We start from the raw sequence: 15833 nt of genomic DNA on the forward strand, positions 1-15833 counted from the left end.
AAAAGTCACCGGGCCGCATTCGTGGCGAAATGGAAGACCACGTCGATGCGGCCGGCCGTGAGAACGGCGCCTTCCGTCAGTGCCACCTTGTTGATGCGCTGGCCATGGATTGTCGTCCCGTTCGTGCTTCCGAGATCTTCCGCGGTCGCGCGGGTGCCGTCGACGACAATTTGAAAGTGCTTGCGGGAGATGCCCGGATCGTCCAGCGTGATGTCGGCCTCGGTCGAGGAGCGGCCGAAAACCGTTACCTCATTCGTCAACAGATGCTGGATGCCGTCGATCTCGACCATGCCGCGCACTGCGCTACCGGGCGCCGGGGCGTTGCGTCCGCTGGAGCCGACCGAACTCGAACCGGCTGAACTCGAACCCGCGGCGGCGCCGGCGGAGGTGCCGGAGGCGAGGGACCCCGGGCCCACGGTGTCGCTGCCGGACGACGCTTGGCCGCGGCCGGCGTCCGGAGTCGGAGAGGCCGCGGACGGCTGGGGCGAGCCGTAGGGGGGTGACGTGGGGGTGACCGGGCGGCCCGTTGGGACCGCCGGCCTGGCGCTGGTCATGGTGCCGGTGGCCGGGCGCGAGGAGCGGGCGCCGGGATCGTATCCGCCGCGGTCGGCCGGTTGCGCGGCCGAACTGCCGTCGGGACGCTGGGTTGTCGAGCGGACCCGGTACATGCCGGTGTCCAAGTCGCCGACCGCTTCGAACTCGACGGTGACCGGGCCGACGAAGCTGTAGCCCTGTGATGCAGCGTGTTCGCCGACGACCTGCCGGAGTTCTTGCGAAAGAGTGCCGGACATTTCGCCGATCCGCGCGTAGTCGTTATCGGAGAGTTCGATGGTGAACGAGTTCGCCGTCAGCGTGCGTCCGCGCGAAACCACTGCAGCGCGGCCGTCGGCTTCGCGGCGCAGCGCGCCGGCCAATTCGACGGGTTGAACCTCTGACCGGAATGCTTTCGCGAAGGCACCGTTCACGGCACGCTCAATGCCTTTTTCGAAGCGGTCTAAAACTCCCACTTCGTGCCTCCTCGTCGTTCGTCGTTCATGTCGTGCGGGCTTGTGCAGATGAGTCCGCCGGTGCTCCTTCTCTCCCCGCCGTCCGTGCGGCGAACAATATTCAACTCTCCATGCTACTGGTTGTGGCTGATAATCGGCTGCTAGCACCATCATCACGGCCCGGCATTTTTGCCGCGCGTCAATGGCCCACCCCGCCGATTCGAGCTCGGACCCTGCCCCATGCTAACGTTTTATCTGCTTGCGCGAGTGGCGGAATTGGCAGACGCGCTGGCTTCAGGTGCCAGTGCTCGAAAGGGCGTGGGGGTTCAAGTCCCCCCTCGCGCACAAGTAAAACGCTCCCGGTCGTTCTCGACGGGGGCGTTTTGTGTTGGAAAGGCGTCTCTGCCGGGCGCCGAGTGGCGGCGAATGGCTGTCCCCTTCCGCCGAGTGGCGGTGAATGGCTGTCCCCTTCCGCCGAGTGGCGGCGAATGGCGGCAAAATCGACGATTTTGCCGCCATTCGCCACCACTCGAGGTGGCGGGCCGGGTGTTATGTCGCAGGACACCGGTGACAGTTGTGTATCAGGACATCGGTGACAGTCCCTGCGGGTTTGGTGGTGACACTTCTCGGGTCGGATTGACGGGTGACGAAAAATGAGCCTGTTGATCCTGCTGTCCGTCTTGCAATTTCTCAGTGGCCTCGCGATGCCCCACGCGGTGCGGTCACGACGTTCTGTACTGAACACCAGATCTCACGCAAAACGTTCTACCAACTACGCGCTCGGGCACGCCGGGAAGGCCCCGCGGCCGTGCTGGAACCGAAGTCCCGTCGGCCAAAGACAAGTCCTTCCCAACTCGACGAACAGACGAAACAGCAAGCCGTGGACGTGCGTGGCGCGCTCGAACGCTCGGGCCTGGACCACGGACCGATCAGCGTGTTCGAGAAAATGAAAATGATGGGCCTGAAACCCCCGTCGGTAGCGTCCCTGGCCCGGCTCTTCCGGGAAAAGAACATCGCACGATCCGAACCGAAGAAAAAGCCACGCGCGGCCTACCGCAGATTTGTCTACCCCGCACCGAACGCGTGCTGGCAACTCGACGCGACCGCGTACGTCCTTACCGGCGGACGCACCTGCGTGATCTTCCAACTGCAAGATGATCACTCCCGACTCGCAGTCGCCACACATGTCGCCGACGGGGAAACGTCCGCCGCGGCTATCGCCGTGGTGACAAAGGGCATCACCGCGCACGGGGTCCCGCAACGACTCCTAACCGATAACGGGCTCGCCTTGAACCCGGCCCGCCGGGGCATCACCGGGCAACTCATCACGCACGTGAGCCGGCTAGGTATCGAGGCGATTACCGGCAAACCGTACAAGCCGACCACGCAAGGGAAGAATGAACGCTTCCACCAGACCCTTTTCCGATGGCTGGACAAGCAGCCACTGGCCGACTCGATCGAACAATTGCAAGAACTCGTCGATCAGTTCGACATCATCTACAACACCGAACGCTCCCATCAAGGCCTACCGGGCCGGATCACCCCGCAACAAGCCTGGGACGCGACCGACAAAGCCGTCGCACCACGGCCACGACCACGCGAAAACACCAGCAGCGGTGAAGCCACCCGCACTGTCTACGGCAAAGGCCAAGTCCACATCGATGGCGTCCGCTATCAGCTCGGCAAGCAATACATCGGACAACAAGCCCACGCGATCTGGGACCTCAACACGATCACGTTCTTCGACCGGCACGGAACCGAAATCATCAGCCACCCCAGACCCGACCCAGGAACGAATTACGTCGGCAACGGCAAGCCCCGCGGCTTCCTCAACAAGAACAACGAAAAACCGTGACCCTACCCCTGACACGCCGACTGTCACCGATGTCCTGAGACATCAACTGTCACCGATGTCCTGATACAAAACTGTCACCGATGTCCTGAGACAAGACAAGGTGGCGGGCCGGGCGGGAGTAACCATTCGCCGCCACTCGATGCGGCGATCGACGGTCCCCGGCTACTTGATCGCCTTGTTCGCGGCTGCCTGCGCCTTGGTCAGTCCCTCTTTGACGCTCAGCCGGCCAAGGAACATCTCCTTCAAGATCGGATTGGCCTTGATATCGGCGTTATTGGCCTTGGGCCCGTGCGGCGCGCCAATTGATTTGCCGCCGGCCGCCTCGATGAACGGCTTCGTGTCGACACCTTCCTTTTTCCAGTGTTTGGTGTACGACGGCGCTGCCGACGTGACGGCCGGGAACGCCGAACCATCGGCGGCGATGATGTCGGCCGACTCCTTGCTGCCGATCCAGTCGAGCACCTTTTTCGTAGCGTCTGCGTTCGTGGACTTGGCATTGCCGGCCGCAATAATCCCGTTGACGACCGACACCCTGCCCGTCGGGCCCGCGGGGATGTGTGCGATTCCCCAGTCGAACTTCGCGGCGTCCGCAATGTTTTTCAAGTTGTACGTGCCCGATTCGAACAAGGCCATCCGGCCTCGGTTGAATTGATTCAAGCTATAGTTGCCGTCGTCATTGGTGTCCGCCGCGGACGGCGCGACGTGATACTTGTTGATCAGATCGACCACATATTGTATGGCCTGCACGGTTTTCGGATCGTCCGCGTAGACGTACGTATCGTCTTTTGCCTGCCAGGCCCCGCCGTTGGATCCGACGAAGTTGTAAAAGATGGCTTGGAGGTCGAATGCCGCATTGAAGCCGTACTGCTTGATCTCTTTCGGTTTGAATCCCGGTTGGTCGGCAGCCGTGCCGGACTTGTCGATCGTCAGCTTCTTGGCGGCTTTGATGAAATTGTCGTTCGTGCCGGACGGATCCCACTGCAGGTTGCTCGGGTCGATGCCCGCCTTTTTCACCATTGCCTTGTTGTAGAACAGCGCGATCGAGTCGGACAGCTGCGGGACTCCGTACAGCGCGCCGTCCCGCGTAAATTGCTTGACCACGGACGGCTGCCAGTCTTGGTGCTTGCCCGGCAGCGCCTTCGAGATATCGACTAGCCGGCCGGCGTCCGCGTAATTGCCGAAATTTGAGCTGTTGAGCCAAAAAATGTCGTCGGCGTTTCCGCCGGCCAGATCGGTCGGAAGCTTCGTCCAGTAGGTGTCCCACGGGATGACGTTGATGCGTACGTCGATGTCCTTGTTCTTCTTGCTGAATTCGGCGAACGACTTCTTGTACGACTTGGCCACCTGCTCGTCCCACAGCCGGAACGTGACTGTCTTCTTTCCGCTCGAACCGCCGGAAGAGCCGGACTGGGACGGCGAGCACGCGGCCAGTGCCGCGAGTGCGGCGACTCCGGTCGTACCCGCCGAAACCCGAATGAACTGCCTACGCGACGTCATACCGGACGCTCCCCCTTTTTCCGCAAGACCGACTACCTCTTTGAGAATACCGAACGGCCCGGCGCGCACGGCCGGGGTCCGGGCCCGCTTACTTGAATCCCGTCAGCGAGATCGAGTTCACGATGTTGCGCTGCGTCAGCAGGTACAGCGCCACCAGCGGGGCCATCGACAAGGTCGTGGCTGCCATCACGAGCGTCCAATTGTCGGTGTACTGGGTTTGCAGGTTCTGGGTGGCGACTGTCAGCACCTCCCAGGTCGGACCGGACGTGACGAACAACGGCCACATGAAGTTGTTCCACTGCGAGACCACCGTGATGACGACAAGGGTCGTCAGGATAGGCCGGGACATCGGCACGATGATTGACCACAGAATCCGCAGCGTGCCGGCACCGTCGAGCCGAGCGGCGTCCTCGATATCGTCCGGAATGCCGCGAAAGTGCTCGCGCAGCAAGAAGATGGCGTACGGCGATCCGAAAAGGGTCGGCAGCACGAGGCCCCAAAAGGTGTTGCGCAGCCCGACCGACGACATCATCACGTACAGGGGGACGACGGTCGCCACCTGCGGGATCAGCATCGTTCCCAGGTAGATCCAGAACACGGCGTCCCGACCCGGAAAGGTCAGCCTGCCGAACGCATACGCGGCCATCACGGAGAAGACCATTTGGCCGACCAGGATAAAGGCGGTCATTTCGAACGTGACCACCAGCGGCGTCAGGAAACTGTGCGAGCCGGTGAACAGCTGCACGAAGTTGTCGAAGGTGAAAGGGTGCGGCAGGGTGAGGGGGCCTTCGGTGGCGGCCTGTTCGGGCGTTTTCAGCGCCGTCATCAGGCTGAGTGCGAACGGGGCAAGCGTGAGCAGTGCTCCGGCCCCCAACACCATGTAGACGCCGGCGGCACCGACCGGGCGCACGCGCATCGAGGACGACGCCATGGTCACTGCATCCCGTAGGTCATGCGGCGGCGGAAGAAGAGGTTCTGAGCGAGTGTGACGAGTACCAGCACCACCATCAGCGCGAGCGACAACGCGGCGGCGCTGCCCAATTGAGGCGCCAGGAATACGTCTTGGTAGATGTGCGTGGCGACGACGTCCGTGCGGCCGGCCGGGCCGCCGGCAGTCATCGAATAAATCTGATCGAACGCTTGGAAGCTGGCGATGAAGCCGGTGACAAGGACGAAGAACATGGTCGGACGCAGCAGCGGCACTGTGATGGACCAAAAGACCTGGGTTCCTGTCGCGCCGTCCAGCCGGGCGGATTCGTAAAACTCGCCGGGAATGTTCGACAGGCCGGCCAAGAAGAACAGCGTCACGTATCCGACGTTCGTCCAAATGCTCACAAACGCCACCGACGGCAACGCGAAGCTGTACGACGACAGCCATGCCACATGGGTACCGAGAATGGTGTTCAGCGCGCCACCGGTCGGCGCGAAGATCCACTTCCAGACCACGCCAAGGGCCAGCGGTGCGCAGATCCACGGGATGAGGAATACGGCCCGGAAAAATGTCGACCCGCGCAGCCGTTTAGCCAGCAGCACCGACAGCCACAGTCCAAGCGCGGTCTGGCACGGGATGACGATGATGACGAAGAGGAGCGTGACGCCGAACGAGTTGAGGATGGCCGGGTCGGTGAAGAGTGCGCCGAAGTTGGCCAAGCCCGCCCAGGTCGGTTTGCTGACGAGGTCCCAAGAATGGAAGCTCAGCCACACGCTCACGATCGCCGGGACGATGAGAAAGATTCCAACGCCGATGAGGCTGGGCGCGAGCAGCGAATATCCGGTGGCCGACTGGCGGCGACGGCGCATCCGCCGATTGGCTGGTGCCGTAGCGCGGCGCGACGGGGCGTCGGTCAGTCCGCTCATTGGGCCTCCCCCACGCCGTTCGATTTCCGCTTACCGAGTGTATCCACACGTAAAACGCGCGTCGCCGTACAGCCCGCCCCGTTATGACGGCGCGTTCCTGACGCCGCGGCGCGTTTTGCGGTGCCGGGGCATTCCGCGTTACACCGAGAGCGGCGGCGTGCGGACGCGTTGGAACAACGCGACAAGGGCCCCGGCCACGAGGATTCCGACCGACAGTGCCAAGCCGGCAAAGACTCCGTGCGGGCCGTCCGATACTCCGCCGCCCAAGATCGGACCGATGCACTGCCCCAGCGCGAACGTGACTGTCATGGTGCCGATGGCCGCCGTCCAATGTCGAGGATGCAGGCTTTGGCGCGCAACGGTGGTGATGGCGGTGACCAAGGAGAGGAACGACCCGCCGAACAGCAGGGCCGAGGCAAATGCGGCCCACATCGACGTCCAGATGAGCGGCACGGCCGCGCCGACCGCGACGACGAGGAGCACCAATGCCGGTCCTCGGCCGCCGCGCAGCCGGCCGAGCACCGGCCCCCAGAGATACGTGGCCGCTATCGACGTCGCGCCGAGCACCACCCAGAACCACGTCACCTCCGCGCCGCCGGCGCCGCCCTGTTTCAAATACGCCACGATGAACGTCATATACGAGATGTAGCCGACGCCGAACAGCAAATACGCTCCCATCAGCGGCACGAGACGGGACGCCGGCCAGCGATCACCGCGCGACCTGGCCAACTCCGGTTCGGATAACCGCCGCGATGCAGCAACCGAGATCGCCGCGGCAATCACGGACAACCCGCCGAGAACCAGCCAGCCGATGCGCCACCCGCTGCCGACCGTCGTATGCGCCAGGACGGGGTTGACGATGAGCCCGGACAGCACGATTCCGGCTCCGCCGCCGCAAAAATACACGCCCAGCAGCAATGCGGACCGACTCGGCTGGTGCCGCTTCGAGGCGCTTGCCGCCAATCCGCCGCCCACGACGAAGCTCACGGCGCCGGCGATGCCCGCCACCAAGCGCAATGCCAAGAGGAACGCCAGATTGCCGGACGCCGCAGACGCCAGCAATGCCGCCGCCGTCACCACGATGCCGAGGGTGAAGGCCCGTCGGGAACCGGTGGCTCGGGCGATGGGAGTCGCCAGGACTGCCCCGATCAGATACCCGACGGCGTTCACGGCGTTCATCGCGCCGGCCGTGATGAACGACCAACCCAGGTCGGCCTGCATCGGCGGCAGCAACAATGCGTAGGCGAACCGTGCGAATCCGAGCCCGACGACCGGCCCGAGGGCGAGCGCCGCAACGGTGCCGAGATCGGAGTGGTGTGGCGGCTCCGCCGCGGCATTCGGCATACGTGCCAGTATCGTCGCACCACGAGGACGGGCACAATCGAAGCGCTCCGGGGTGCCGGAGAAGCCCGCCCCCGAGCCGGCGTCAGGCGTCAGGCGTCAGCCGAGCTTGATGGTCGGCTTGTACATGTCGAACCACAGCCCGAGGTCAAGGGCACGCTCCAGCCCAAAGCGCGATCCCTGCGAGACCTTGTCGGACTGCTCCGTCACGGCACCGGCCAGCCAGTCGTGGTCGATGAGCTCAAACAGCTGATGCGACGGATCGGCCACGTACCGCCGCGCATTCTCCTGCAGTTGGACGGCGTACGCCGGGTCCTGGGTCGACGGATACGGCGATTTCACCCGGTCGGCCACCGACTTCGGCAGGACGTCGGCGGCTGCGGCCCGCAACAGCGACTTCTCCCTGCCATCGAACGTCTTCATCGACCACGGCGTGTTGTAGACGTATTCCACAAGACGGTGGTCACAGAACGGCACGCGCACTTCGAGACCGGTGGCCATGCTGGCGCGGTCCTTGCGGTCGAGCAGGACGCGCACGAACCGGGTCAGATGCAGGTAGCAAATCTTGCGCATTTGATATTCGTGTTCGCTCTCGCCGTCCAAGCGTTCGATCTGCGCGACGGCGTCGGAGTACGAATTCCGGACATACCCTCCGAGGTCGAGCTGCTCGAACAGACGCGAGTTGAAGATGGACGCCATGCCGGACTCCATCGACGAGAACTGCGCCATCCACGGGAACGTTTCCCCCTTGCGCGCTTCGTCGTTGAAGAACCATTTGTACCCGCCGAACACCTCATCGGCCGATTCCCCCGACAACGCGACGGTCGAATGTTTGCGGATCTCGCGGAACAGGAGGTAGAGCGACGAATCCATATCGCCGAGCCCCATCGGCAGGTCGCGGGCCCGGATGACCGTGGCACGCACCTCCGGGTCGGCAAGCTCGGCCGAGCTCAGCACGATGTCCTGATGGTCGGTCCGGGCCAGGTCGGCGACGTCGTGCACGAACGGCCCGTCCGGCGTCCCGCGCAGGTCGTCGGGGATGAAGTTGTCCGATTGGCCGGCGAAATCGACGGCGAAGGAGCGCACCGTCTCGCCGTGCTGGGCCAGCTGGTCGGCCGCCAGGCCCGTGAGCACCGACGAGTCGAGGCCGCCGGACAGCAGCAGGCAGCGCGGCACGTCGGCCACGAGCTGGCGCTCGGTGATGTCGTCGAGCAGCTCGCGCACGTGGGCGACCGACGAGTCCTGGTCGTCCGGGTGCGGTTTGGTCTCGAGCGTCCAGTAACGGGTTTCCTTGACGCCGGACGTCGTGACCGTCACGACGGTGCCCGGCTCCACCTCGCGCATGCCTTCCCACACGGCGTGCCCCGGAGTCTTGACGAACGAGAACATCTCACGGAGCCCGTCCAAGGTGACGGCTCGCTCGGCCAGCGGGTTTTCCAAAATGGCCTTGGGTTCGGAGCCAAAGAGCACGCCGTCCGCGGTCGGGTAATAATAGAGCGGTTTGATGCCCATCCGGTCGCGGATCATCACGAGCTTTTGACGCTCGGTGTCCCAAATTGCAAAGGCGAACATGCCGTTCAATTTCTCGGCGACGGCTTCGCCCCATTCGAGGTACCCGGTCAGCACGACCTCGGTATCGGAGTCGGTGTTGAATCGGTGGCCCCGCCGGCGCAATTCGTCGCGGAGCTCGGAAAAGTTGTACGTCTCCCCCGAATACACCATCGCTGCCTTGCCGGCATCCGACTCGGTCGCCATCGGCTGCGAGCCGCCCGGAAGGTCGATGATGGCAAGGCGCCGGTGGCCGAGTGCGGCGTGCGTGTCGAACCAGGTGCCGGCGGCGTCCGGGCCCCGACAGGCCATGGTCTCGGTCATAGCCTCGACGGTGGCCCGCTCCTTTCGCAAATCCCTATCGAACGACACCCAACCGGCAACACCGCACATACGGCCTCCTCATTCTTCGCGTGGATTGCCGCTCCATCGTCGGGCGGCTCTGCGACGCTACGCCTCGGAAATGAACGCGCGATGAAAAACATTGGAGAACTATGTATATTCGGCGTGGCGAGTGGCATTGTCGTCGCCGACCGCCTACAACCGGGTGCTGTGGGGTTGGACGGGCCACTTCAAGTGCGAATGCCGCCCCGGCTTCAGGCACTCGGCATGTCGTACGTGATCCACGATGTCCGGGTGGCCACCTGGTCGTACTTGCCGCGCGCACGGTAGTTGTCGTCGGCCGTCGTCCACCGCACAATCGGCCAGTCGCGCTCGCGGGCGATCTCGCGCAGCCGGGCCAGCAGCGCATCGGCCGCCCCGGTCCCGCGGTAGTCGGGATCGACGAAAAGGTCGTCGAGGTACCCGCACCAGGCGGCATGCAGCGGACGAGGGTAGGGCCGATAGTGCGCCAGGCCGACGAGCCCGCCGTCCTCGGATTCCGCGACGAGCGCCTCGAGCGGGTGGTCGGGGTCGAGCAGCCACGCCCATACCGTGTCGCGCATGTCCGCGGACTGTTCGGTCCGGTAAAAGACCGCATACCCGGCATACAGGCGATCCCAGGCCGGACGATCGGCGGCGTGCGGCGTTCTGATTGTTATCTGCATGAGTCAACTGTGGCTCATGCGCGGGTTCGGGCGCCAGGTTTGTCGAGCCGCCAATCAAACTTTTGATTGATACCCGCGCGGTCGTTTGCACGATGGAACGGCCCGCCACAGTCAATAAATTCGCTCATAGGGCAGTTGTGGCTGCCGTCGAATCGCGAATTCAGAGGGGCTGCACCATGTGGCATTGGCTATCGGGGAAGATTGTGGCCCGCAAGGGCGCGTGGGCGACATTATTGATCGCGCTGATCGTCGCGGGCGGAGCCATCGGCGCCATGAGCAAAAGCGATCCGCCCGGAGCCGTGAATTCGCTTCCGTCCGCCGCCGAGTCCGCCCAAGTGCAAAAGCTGCGCGATGAGTTCCCCGGCAGCGAGCTGTCGCCCGTGCTTGCCGTGTTTTCCCGCGGCGGCGACGCATTGACGACTGCCGATAAGGCCACGGCGTTGGACGTCGGCAAAAAGCTAGCCGCCGACGTGGGCCACCGGGCCGGTCGTCCGATCATGTCGAAGGACGGCGAGGCCGCGATCGTCAGCGTGCCGATCAACGCGGATCGTTCGAACAGCGAGATCGCCGACACTGTTGACAAGCTGCGAACGACTGCGCGTGACGCGACGTCCGGCGGCCTGCATGTGCAGATCACCGGCGGTCCGGCGTTTGGCGCGGACATCGCCTCGGCATTCGACGGCGCGAACTTCACTTTGTTGGCCGTCACAGTGGGAATCGTCGCCATCCTGCTGCTGACGTATCGGTCGCCGGTGCTCTGGCTCGTTCCGCTGGCGGTTGTCGCGTTTGCCGATGAGGCTGCAAACGTCGTCACCGCAAAGGTGGGTGACGTGTGGAACCTGCAATTCGACGCCGGCATCATCAGCGTCCTCGTATTCGGCGCCGGCACCAACTATGCGCTGTTGCTGATTTCGCGCTACCGGGAGGAATTGCGCCGCAAGTCCGACCACCGCGTTGCGCTGCGTACCGCGCTTCGGGCCACGGCGCCGGCGATCGTGGCCAGCAACGTCACGGTAGTCCTGTCATTGCTGACGCTCGTGCTGGCCGCCATGCCGAGTTCGCGCGGGCTTGGCATTGCGTCGGCCATCGGCCTCGCGATCGCTCTGGGATTTGCGTTGCTCGTATTGCCGCCGTTCCTTGCCGTCTGTGGACGGAGACTTTTCTGGCCGTTCATACCGCGGGTCGGCGACGAGGAGAAATCCGAGCGCGGCGTCTGGTCGACAATTGCCCGCACCGTCACCGCCAAGCCGGTGCTGACGATCGGCATGTCCATTATCGTGCTGGCCGTGCTGGGCTCCGGACTGATCGGCACAAAAGTCGGCTTGTCGCAGACGCAACAGTTCCGTGTCGCCAGCGAATCGGCTCAGGGCTTCGAGACGCTTGCCGATCATTATCCTGCCGGCGAGTCCGAGCCGATGATTGTCATGGCCCGCACCAATCAGGCGGGCGCCGTTCTGGAGGCCATCTCCGGGGTGGACGGCGTCGAGCGCGCCAACCCGATCAAGACGTCGACGAGCGGGTGGACCGAAATCAACGTCGTGGGCAAGGCCGATCCGCAGACCGACGCCAGTTACCGGACGGTGCGAGAGTTGCGGACGGCGGTGCACGACGTCCCGGCTGCCCGCGCCGCGGTCGGCGGCCAGATCGCACGGAGCCTTGACGTCAAGACCTTTTCGACACGAGACCTGCGGCTGATCGCGCCGATCATTTTGGGCCTCGTATTCATCGTTCTGGTGATTCTGCTGCGTTCGCTGCTTGCGCCCATCCTGCTGGTCGCCGTCAACGCAGCCAGCGCCGTAGCCGCGATCGGAGCCGGCACGTGGGTGGGTAAGCACGTGTTCGGGTTCCCGGCACTCGACGTGAACGTGCCGTTGCTGGCGTTCCTCTTCCTTGTGGCGCTCGGCATCGACTATACGATCTTCATTGCGCACCGGGCCCTGCACGAATCGCAGTTGCACGGCACGCGCGAAGGCATGGTGATCTCGATCAGCCGTACCGGCGCGGTCATCACGAGCGCCGGCGTCGTCCTGGCCGCGGTGTTCGCGGCGCTCGGCGTCCTTCCGCTTGTGACGCTGGGACAGCTCGGTCTCATCGTTGGGCTCGGCGTGCTCGTCGATACGCTCTTCGTCAGGACGGTCTTCGTCCCGGCGATTTTCGCGGCAATCGGTGACCGGATCTGGTGGCCGCGCACGCCCGTACGCACAGCCGGTTCTTCCTCGGGCACAGGAAACACTCAGTCAACACCGAGATTCGTAGCTCGGACATAGGAAGGCCACAGCGCGCTGATTCCTTCGTGCGCTTACCTGGATGTAGTGAAAATCAGGAAGTGATGAGGGAGCATGATGAACGATTCATCGCAGGTGCCGCCCCGGCCGTCCGAACAGCCGAACTTTGGACCGACGCCGCACGGCAACCAGCAAATCAACCCGCAACAGCCGCAGGGCCGGGGCCCGGACACGTTCGGCCCGCAGCCGGGGCCGGGCCCGTACGTCCCCTCCGCACACCCCGCGGGCCCGGGTGGCGCGCCGCGGGCTAAGAAATCGCGGCGGCACCACAAAGCCGGCATCGCGATTGCCGCGTCCATCGTGGCAGCAGCCCTTGTCGGATTCGGAGGCGGATATTTCGCCGGGCCATCGCATGTGACGGTGGAGTTCGGCGCACAAGCGGCGCCGAACTCGCAGGGCTCATCCGGCTCCGGGTCATCCGGCCAAGGGTGGACCGGTAACGGTTCGTCCGGGCAGGGTTCGTCCGGGCAGGGTTCGTCCGGGCAGGGTTCGTCCGGGCAGGGCTCGTCCGGCGGCCAATACGGGTACGGCGGACAGAACGGCTTCCCGGGAACCGGTCAAAACGGCGGCACGCAAAATGGCCAAAGTAGCGAAAACGGCCGGAACGGCGCCGACACCTCGCGTGCAACCAAGGCGCAATCGCGAGGCATCGTCGAAATCACCACGGTTCTGAAGTACGAAGGCGCCAAAGCGGCCGGAACCGGCATGATCCTGACCTCCAACGGCGAAATCCTCACCAACAACCACGTCGTCGAGGGCTCGACCTCCATCAAGGCGACAGTGGCATCGACCGGCAAGACGTACAAGGCACGAGTCGTCGGCACCGATAAGAAGGACGATGTCGCAGTGCTGAAACTGACGAACGCCTCAAGCTTGAAGACGGTTCGGACGGATACCGACCAAGTCGACGTCGGAGACCAGGTCGTCGGTATCGGCAATGCCGGCGGCACAGGTAGCTTGACTGCCGCCGCAGGCAAGGTGACGGCGTTGAACCAGCAGATCACCACCATGAGCGAAGGCACCGCCGATTCGGAAACGCTGGCCGGGCTGATCCAAACGAGTGCGAACGTGCAGGCGGGTGACTCCGGCGGGCCGCTCGTGGACACGGACGGCGAAGTCGTCGGCATGGACACGGCCGCTTCGACGAACAGTCAGACCGGCGCGTCGACGAGCGGATACGCCATTCCCATCGCGTCGGCGCTCAAGATCGCCGACACCATCGAATCGGGACATGAGACGAACACCGTGTCGATCGGGTACCCGGCATTCTTGGGGATTGAACTCGGAAGGGCGACCGGCGAAACGACCGGGCGGTCCTCGCGGGTCGATGGCGCCCTCGTGGCCGGCGTGATTCCGTCGACGCCGGCCGCTGCAGCGGGATTACAGGCCGGCGACGTGATTACGCAGGTCGGCAATACGTCGATCGGGTCCGCCAAGAAACTCTCGGCCACGCTGGACGGATACGACCCGGGCCAGTCCGCCGTCGTCCATTGGACCGACGTGGCCGGGGCAACCCACCAGGCCACCGTCACGCTGGTGAACGGCCCCGTCGAGTAAAAAGCGCCTGTGCGGCGTCCGCGTAACCTGGACCTCGAGGAAGGGAACGCCATGAGCACGAACGAACCGATCACCAACGAATCGACCCCGGCCGACCTGCCGAAACCAGTCGATGACGGCGCGGCCGACCATCTGACGGGGGTGGCCGTGCCGCACCTGACGCTGCCGTCGACGAGCGGCGACGCCGTCGAGCTTGCTGCGGTTCGCGGCACCTGGGTGTTGTTCGTCTATCCGAGCACGGGCGTACCGGGGCAAGAGCTGCCGGAGGGATGGGACGACGTGCCGGGCGCTCGCGGATGCACCCCGGAGGCGTGCGGGTTCCGGGACAATTTCGAGGCCTTGCAGTCGACCGGGATCGCCGCGGTCTACGGCTTGTCGATGCAGTCGACGGATGTGCAGACGGAGGCTGCGGAACGGCTCCAACTTCCGTATCCGCTGCTGTCCGACTCCACGCTCGACCTGGCCGGATCGCTCGGCCTTCCGACATTCGTCTTACACGGCATCACCTACTATCGCCGGCTGACGTTGATCATCGGCCACGGTGTCATCGAGCATGTGTTTTACCCGGTGTTCCCGACGGCGACCCACGCGTCCGACGTCACCACATGGCTGCACGCGCGATGACTGCTTCGCCCTCGGCCGGACAATCGGCCGGGCAATAGGCGCAATAAAACGCGGCGGCGCGTCAGGAACGCGCCGTCAGAACGGCGCGTTCCTGACGCCGCGCCGCGTTTTGCGAAAGGTGGGCCGGATGGTGTGGGCCGGAGCGGTGGGCCGGGCGTGAGGGACAGGGCGGTCATACTGTACGCAGGCGCTATGAAGAGATAGTTCAGGAAGCACCGATAGCGTCGATCAAATACCGCGCCGTCGTGATGGGCTGCTTACCGCCCGTTCGGAGGCGTCGCGGGCTATTTGCAGCATGTTTCGCGGCGCTGCTAGTGTCGCTGCGCATACTCGCCGGCGATGGCGGACGCACTGTCCGACACTTCCACCTGCCGGTCCATTGGGGGAATTCTTCGCATGATCCGGAAAGTCATCACCTTGCTCATTGCCGGGTTCGTCGCCCTGGGCGCCGCCGCGTGCGATACGCAAGGCACGTCGTCCGGCGGGTCCGGCGGGTCCGGCGGATCCGATAAGGCAAGCGCCTCGGGGCAGTCCGATGCCGCTAGCGGCCAGTCGGGTATTCAAGGCAAGGTCAAAGGCAGTAAGACTGTTGCGACAGTCAACGGCGAGGACATCAAGGGCATCGACTACAACGGGATGCTCCAGCAATTGCAGACGCAGGCGCAGCAGCAGAGCCAGCAGCAAGGCCAGCAGGCCGCCCCCATGAAAGGTGCGGCGCTGAAGCAGGTCAAGAAGCAGGCAATTAAGGCGCTGGTCAGTAATCAACTCATCTTGCAGGACGCAGACAAACGGGGCATCGAACCGTCCAAGGACAAGGTGCAAAAGCAGATCGACGCGACCAAAAAGCAGTACAAGACCAAAAAGAAGCTGGACGCCGCGTTGAAGTCGAGCAATATGACGATGAAGCAGTTCCGTTCGCGCACCACGGACCAGGTGCAGGTGCAGGCCTATGAAAAGAAGGTCATTGGGCCGATCCACGTCTCGGATGCGCAGGTCAAGAAGTACTACCAGCAGTACGCCGCGCAGGCCAAGGCCCAGCAGGCGCAGCAAGCCCAGCAAGGTCAGCAGGCTCAGAGCAGTCAGGTTCCACCGCTGAAGAAGGTGAAGCCGCAGATCAAGCAGCAGCTCCAGCAGCAAAAACAGCAACAGGAGCTCAGCAAGATCGTGAAGAAGCTCAAGGCAAAAGCCAACGTGAAGGTATTCGTCTAACCACGCGTACCGTGTCGATTCAGTTGTC

Annotated in this window: 11 protein-coding genes, 1 tRNA gene and 1 pseudogene; 6 read left to right on the forward strand and 7 right to left on the reverse strand. The window is 64.0% G+C overall.

What is annotated here, in order from left to right:
- Positions 1–5: 5 nt before the first annotated feature.
- The gene (locus BJY26_RS04585; RefSeq protein ID WP_237249045.1) at positions 6–1007 is read right to left on the reverse strand and encodes a DUF3662 and FHA domain-containing protein; all 1002 of its coding nucleotides are present in this window, start codon (positions 1005–1007) and stop codon (positions 6–8) included.
- Positions 1008–1247: 240 nt separating this feature from the next.
- Between BJY26_RS04585 and BJY26_RS04590 the strand changes: the two genes are divergently transcribed.
- Together BJY26_RS04590 and BJY26_RS04595 are read left to right on the forward strand one after the other, a co-directional pair.
- Positions 1248–1331, forward strand: a tRNA-Leu gene (locus tag BJY26_RS04590).
- Between the two features lie 298 nt (positions 1332–1629).
- A pseudogene (locus tag BJY26_RS04595) lies at positions 1630–2562 on the forward strand (integrase core domain-containing protein); the annotation flags it as partial.
- A 441-nt stretch (positions 2563–3003) separates the two neighbouring features.
- Here BJY26_RS04595 and BJY26_RS04600 read toward each other — a convergent pair.
- The 6 genes from BJY26_RS04600 to BJY26_RS04625 form a co-directional block, all read right to left on the reverse strand.
- Positions 3004–4338: an ABC transporter substrate-binding protein gene (locus tag BJY26_RS04600; protein WP_179426086.1), complete on the reverse strand. Its 1335-nt coding sequence runs from the start codon at positions 4336–4338 to the stop codon at positions 3004–3006.
- Between the two features lie 88 nt (positions 4339–4426).
- Positions 4427–5269: a carbohydrate ABC transporter permease gene (locus tag BJY26_RS04605; protein ID WP_237249105.1), complete on the reverse strand. Its 843-nt coding sequence runs from the start codon at positions 5267–5269 to the stop codon at positions 4427–4429.
- A gap of 2 nt (positions 5270–5271) precedes the next feature.
- Positions 5272–6195, reverse strand: a complete 924-nt coding sequence (locus BJY26_RS04610; protein WP_237249104.1) for a carbohydrate ABC transporter permease — start codon at positions 6193–6195, stop codon at positions 5272–5274.
- Between the two features lie 138 nt (positions 6196–6333).
- Positions 6334–7539 (reverse strand): YbfB/YjiJ family MFS transporter, encoded by a 1206-nt coding sequence (locus tag BJY26_RS04615; RefSeq protein WP_179426088.1) that lies wholly within the window; start codon positions 7537–7539, stop codon positions 6334–6336.
- A 96-nt stretch (positions 7540–7635) separates the two neighbouring features.
- Positions 7636–9477, reverse strand: a complete 1842-nt coding sequence (gene asnB, locus BJY26_RS04620; protein WP_179426090.1) for an asparagine synthase (glutamine-hydrolyzing) — start codon at positions 9475–9477, stop codon at positions 7636–7638.
- A 203-nt stretch (positions 9478–9680) separates the two neighbouring features.
- Complete coding sequence (locus BJY26_RS04625; protein ID WP_179426092.1) at positions 9681–10130, reverse strand: GNAT family N-acetyltransferase; 450 nt, start codon at positions 10128–10130, stop codon at positions 9681–9683.
- A 176-nt stretch (positions 10131–10306) separates the two neighbouring features.
- On the opposite strand from BJY26_RS04625, the gene BJY26_RS04630 reads away from it, so the two are divergent.
- From BJY26_RS04630 to BJY26_RS04645, 4 genes are all read left to right on the forward strand, one after another.
- A complete protein-coding gene (locus tag BJY26_RS04630) occupies positions 10307–12397 on the forward strand; it encodes an MMPL family transporter (RefSeq protein WP_179426094.1) in 2091 nt (696 codons plus the stop codon).
- 72 nt (positions 12398–12469) lie between these two features.
- Complete coding sequence (locus tag BJY26_RS04635) at positions 12470–13972, forward strand: S1C family serine protease (protein ID WP_179426095.1); 1503 nt, start codon at positions 12470–12472, stop codon at positions 13970–13972.
- A 51-nt stretch (positions 13973–14023) separates the two neighbouring features.
- Positions 14024–14596, forward strand: coding sequence for a peroxiredoxin (locus BJY26_RS04640; protein WP_179426097.1), 573 nt, complete (start codon positions 14024–14026; stop codon positions 14594–14596).
- 396 nt (positions 14597–14992) lie between these two features.
- Complete coding sequence (locus BJY26_RS04645) at positions 14993–15805, forward strand: SurA N-terminal domain-containing protein (RefSeq protein WP_179426099.1); 813 nt, start codon at positions 14993–14995, stop codon at positions 15803–15805.
- Positions 15806–15833 lie beyond the last annotated feature (28 nt).

This window comes from Spelaeicoccus albus, assembly GCF_013409065.1.
GTDB classification, from domain to species: domain Bacteria; phylum Actinomycetota; class Actinomycetes; order Actinomycetales; family Brevibacteriaceae; genus Spelaeicoccus; species Spelaeicoccus albus.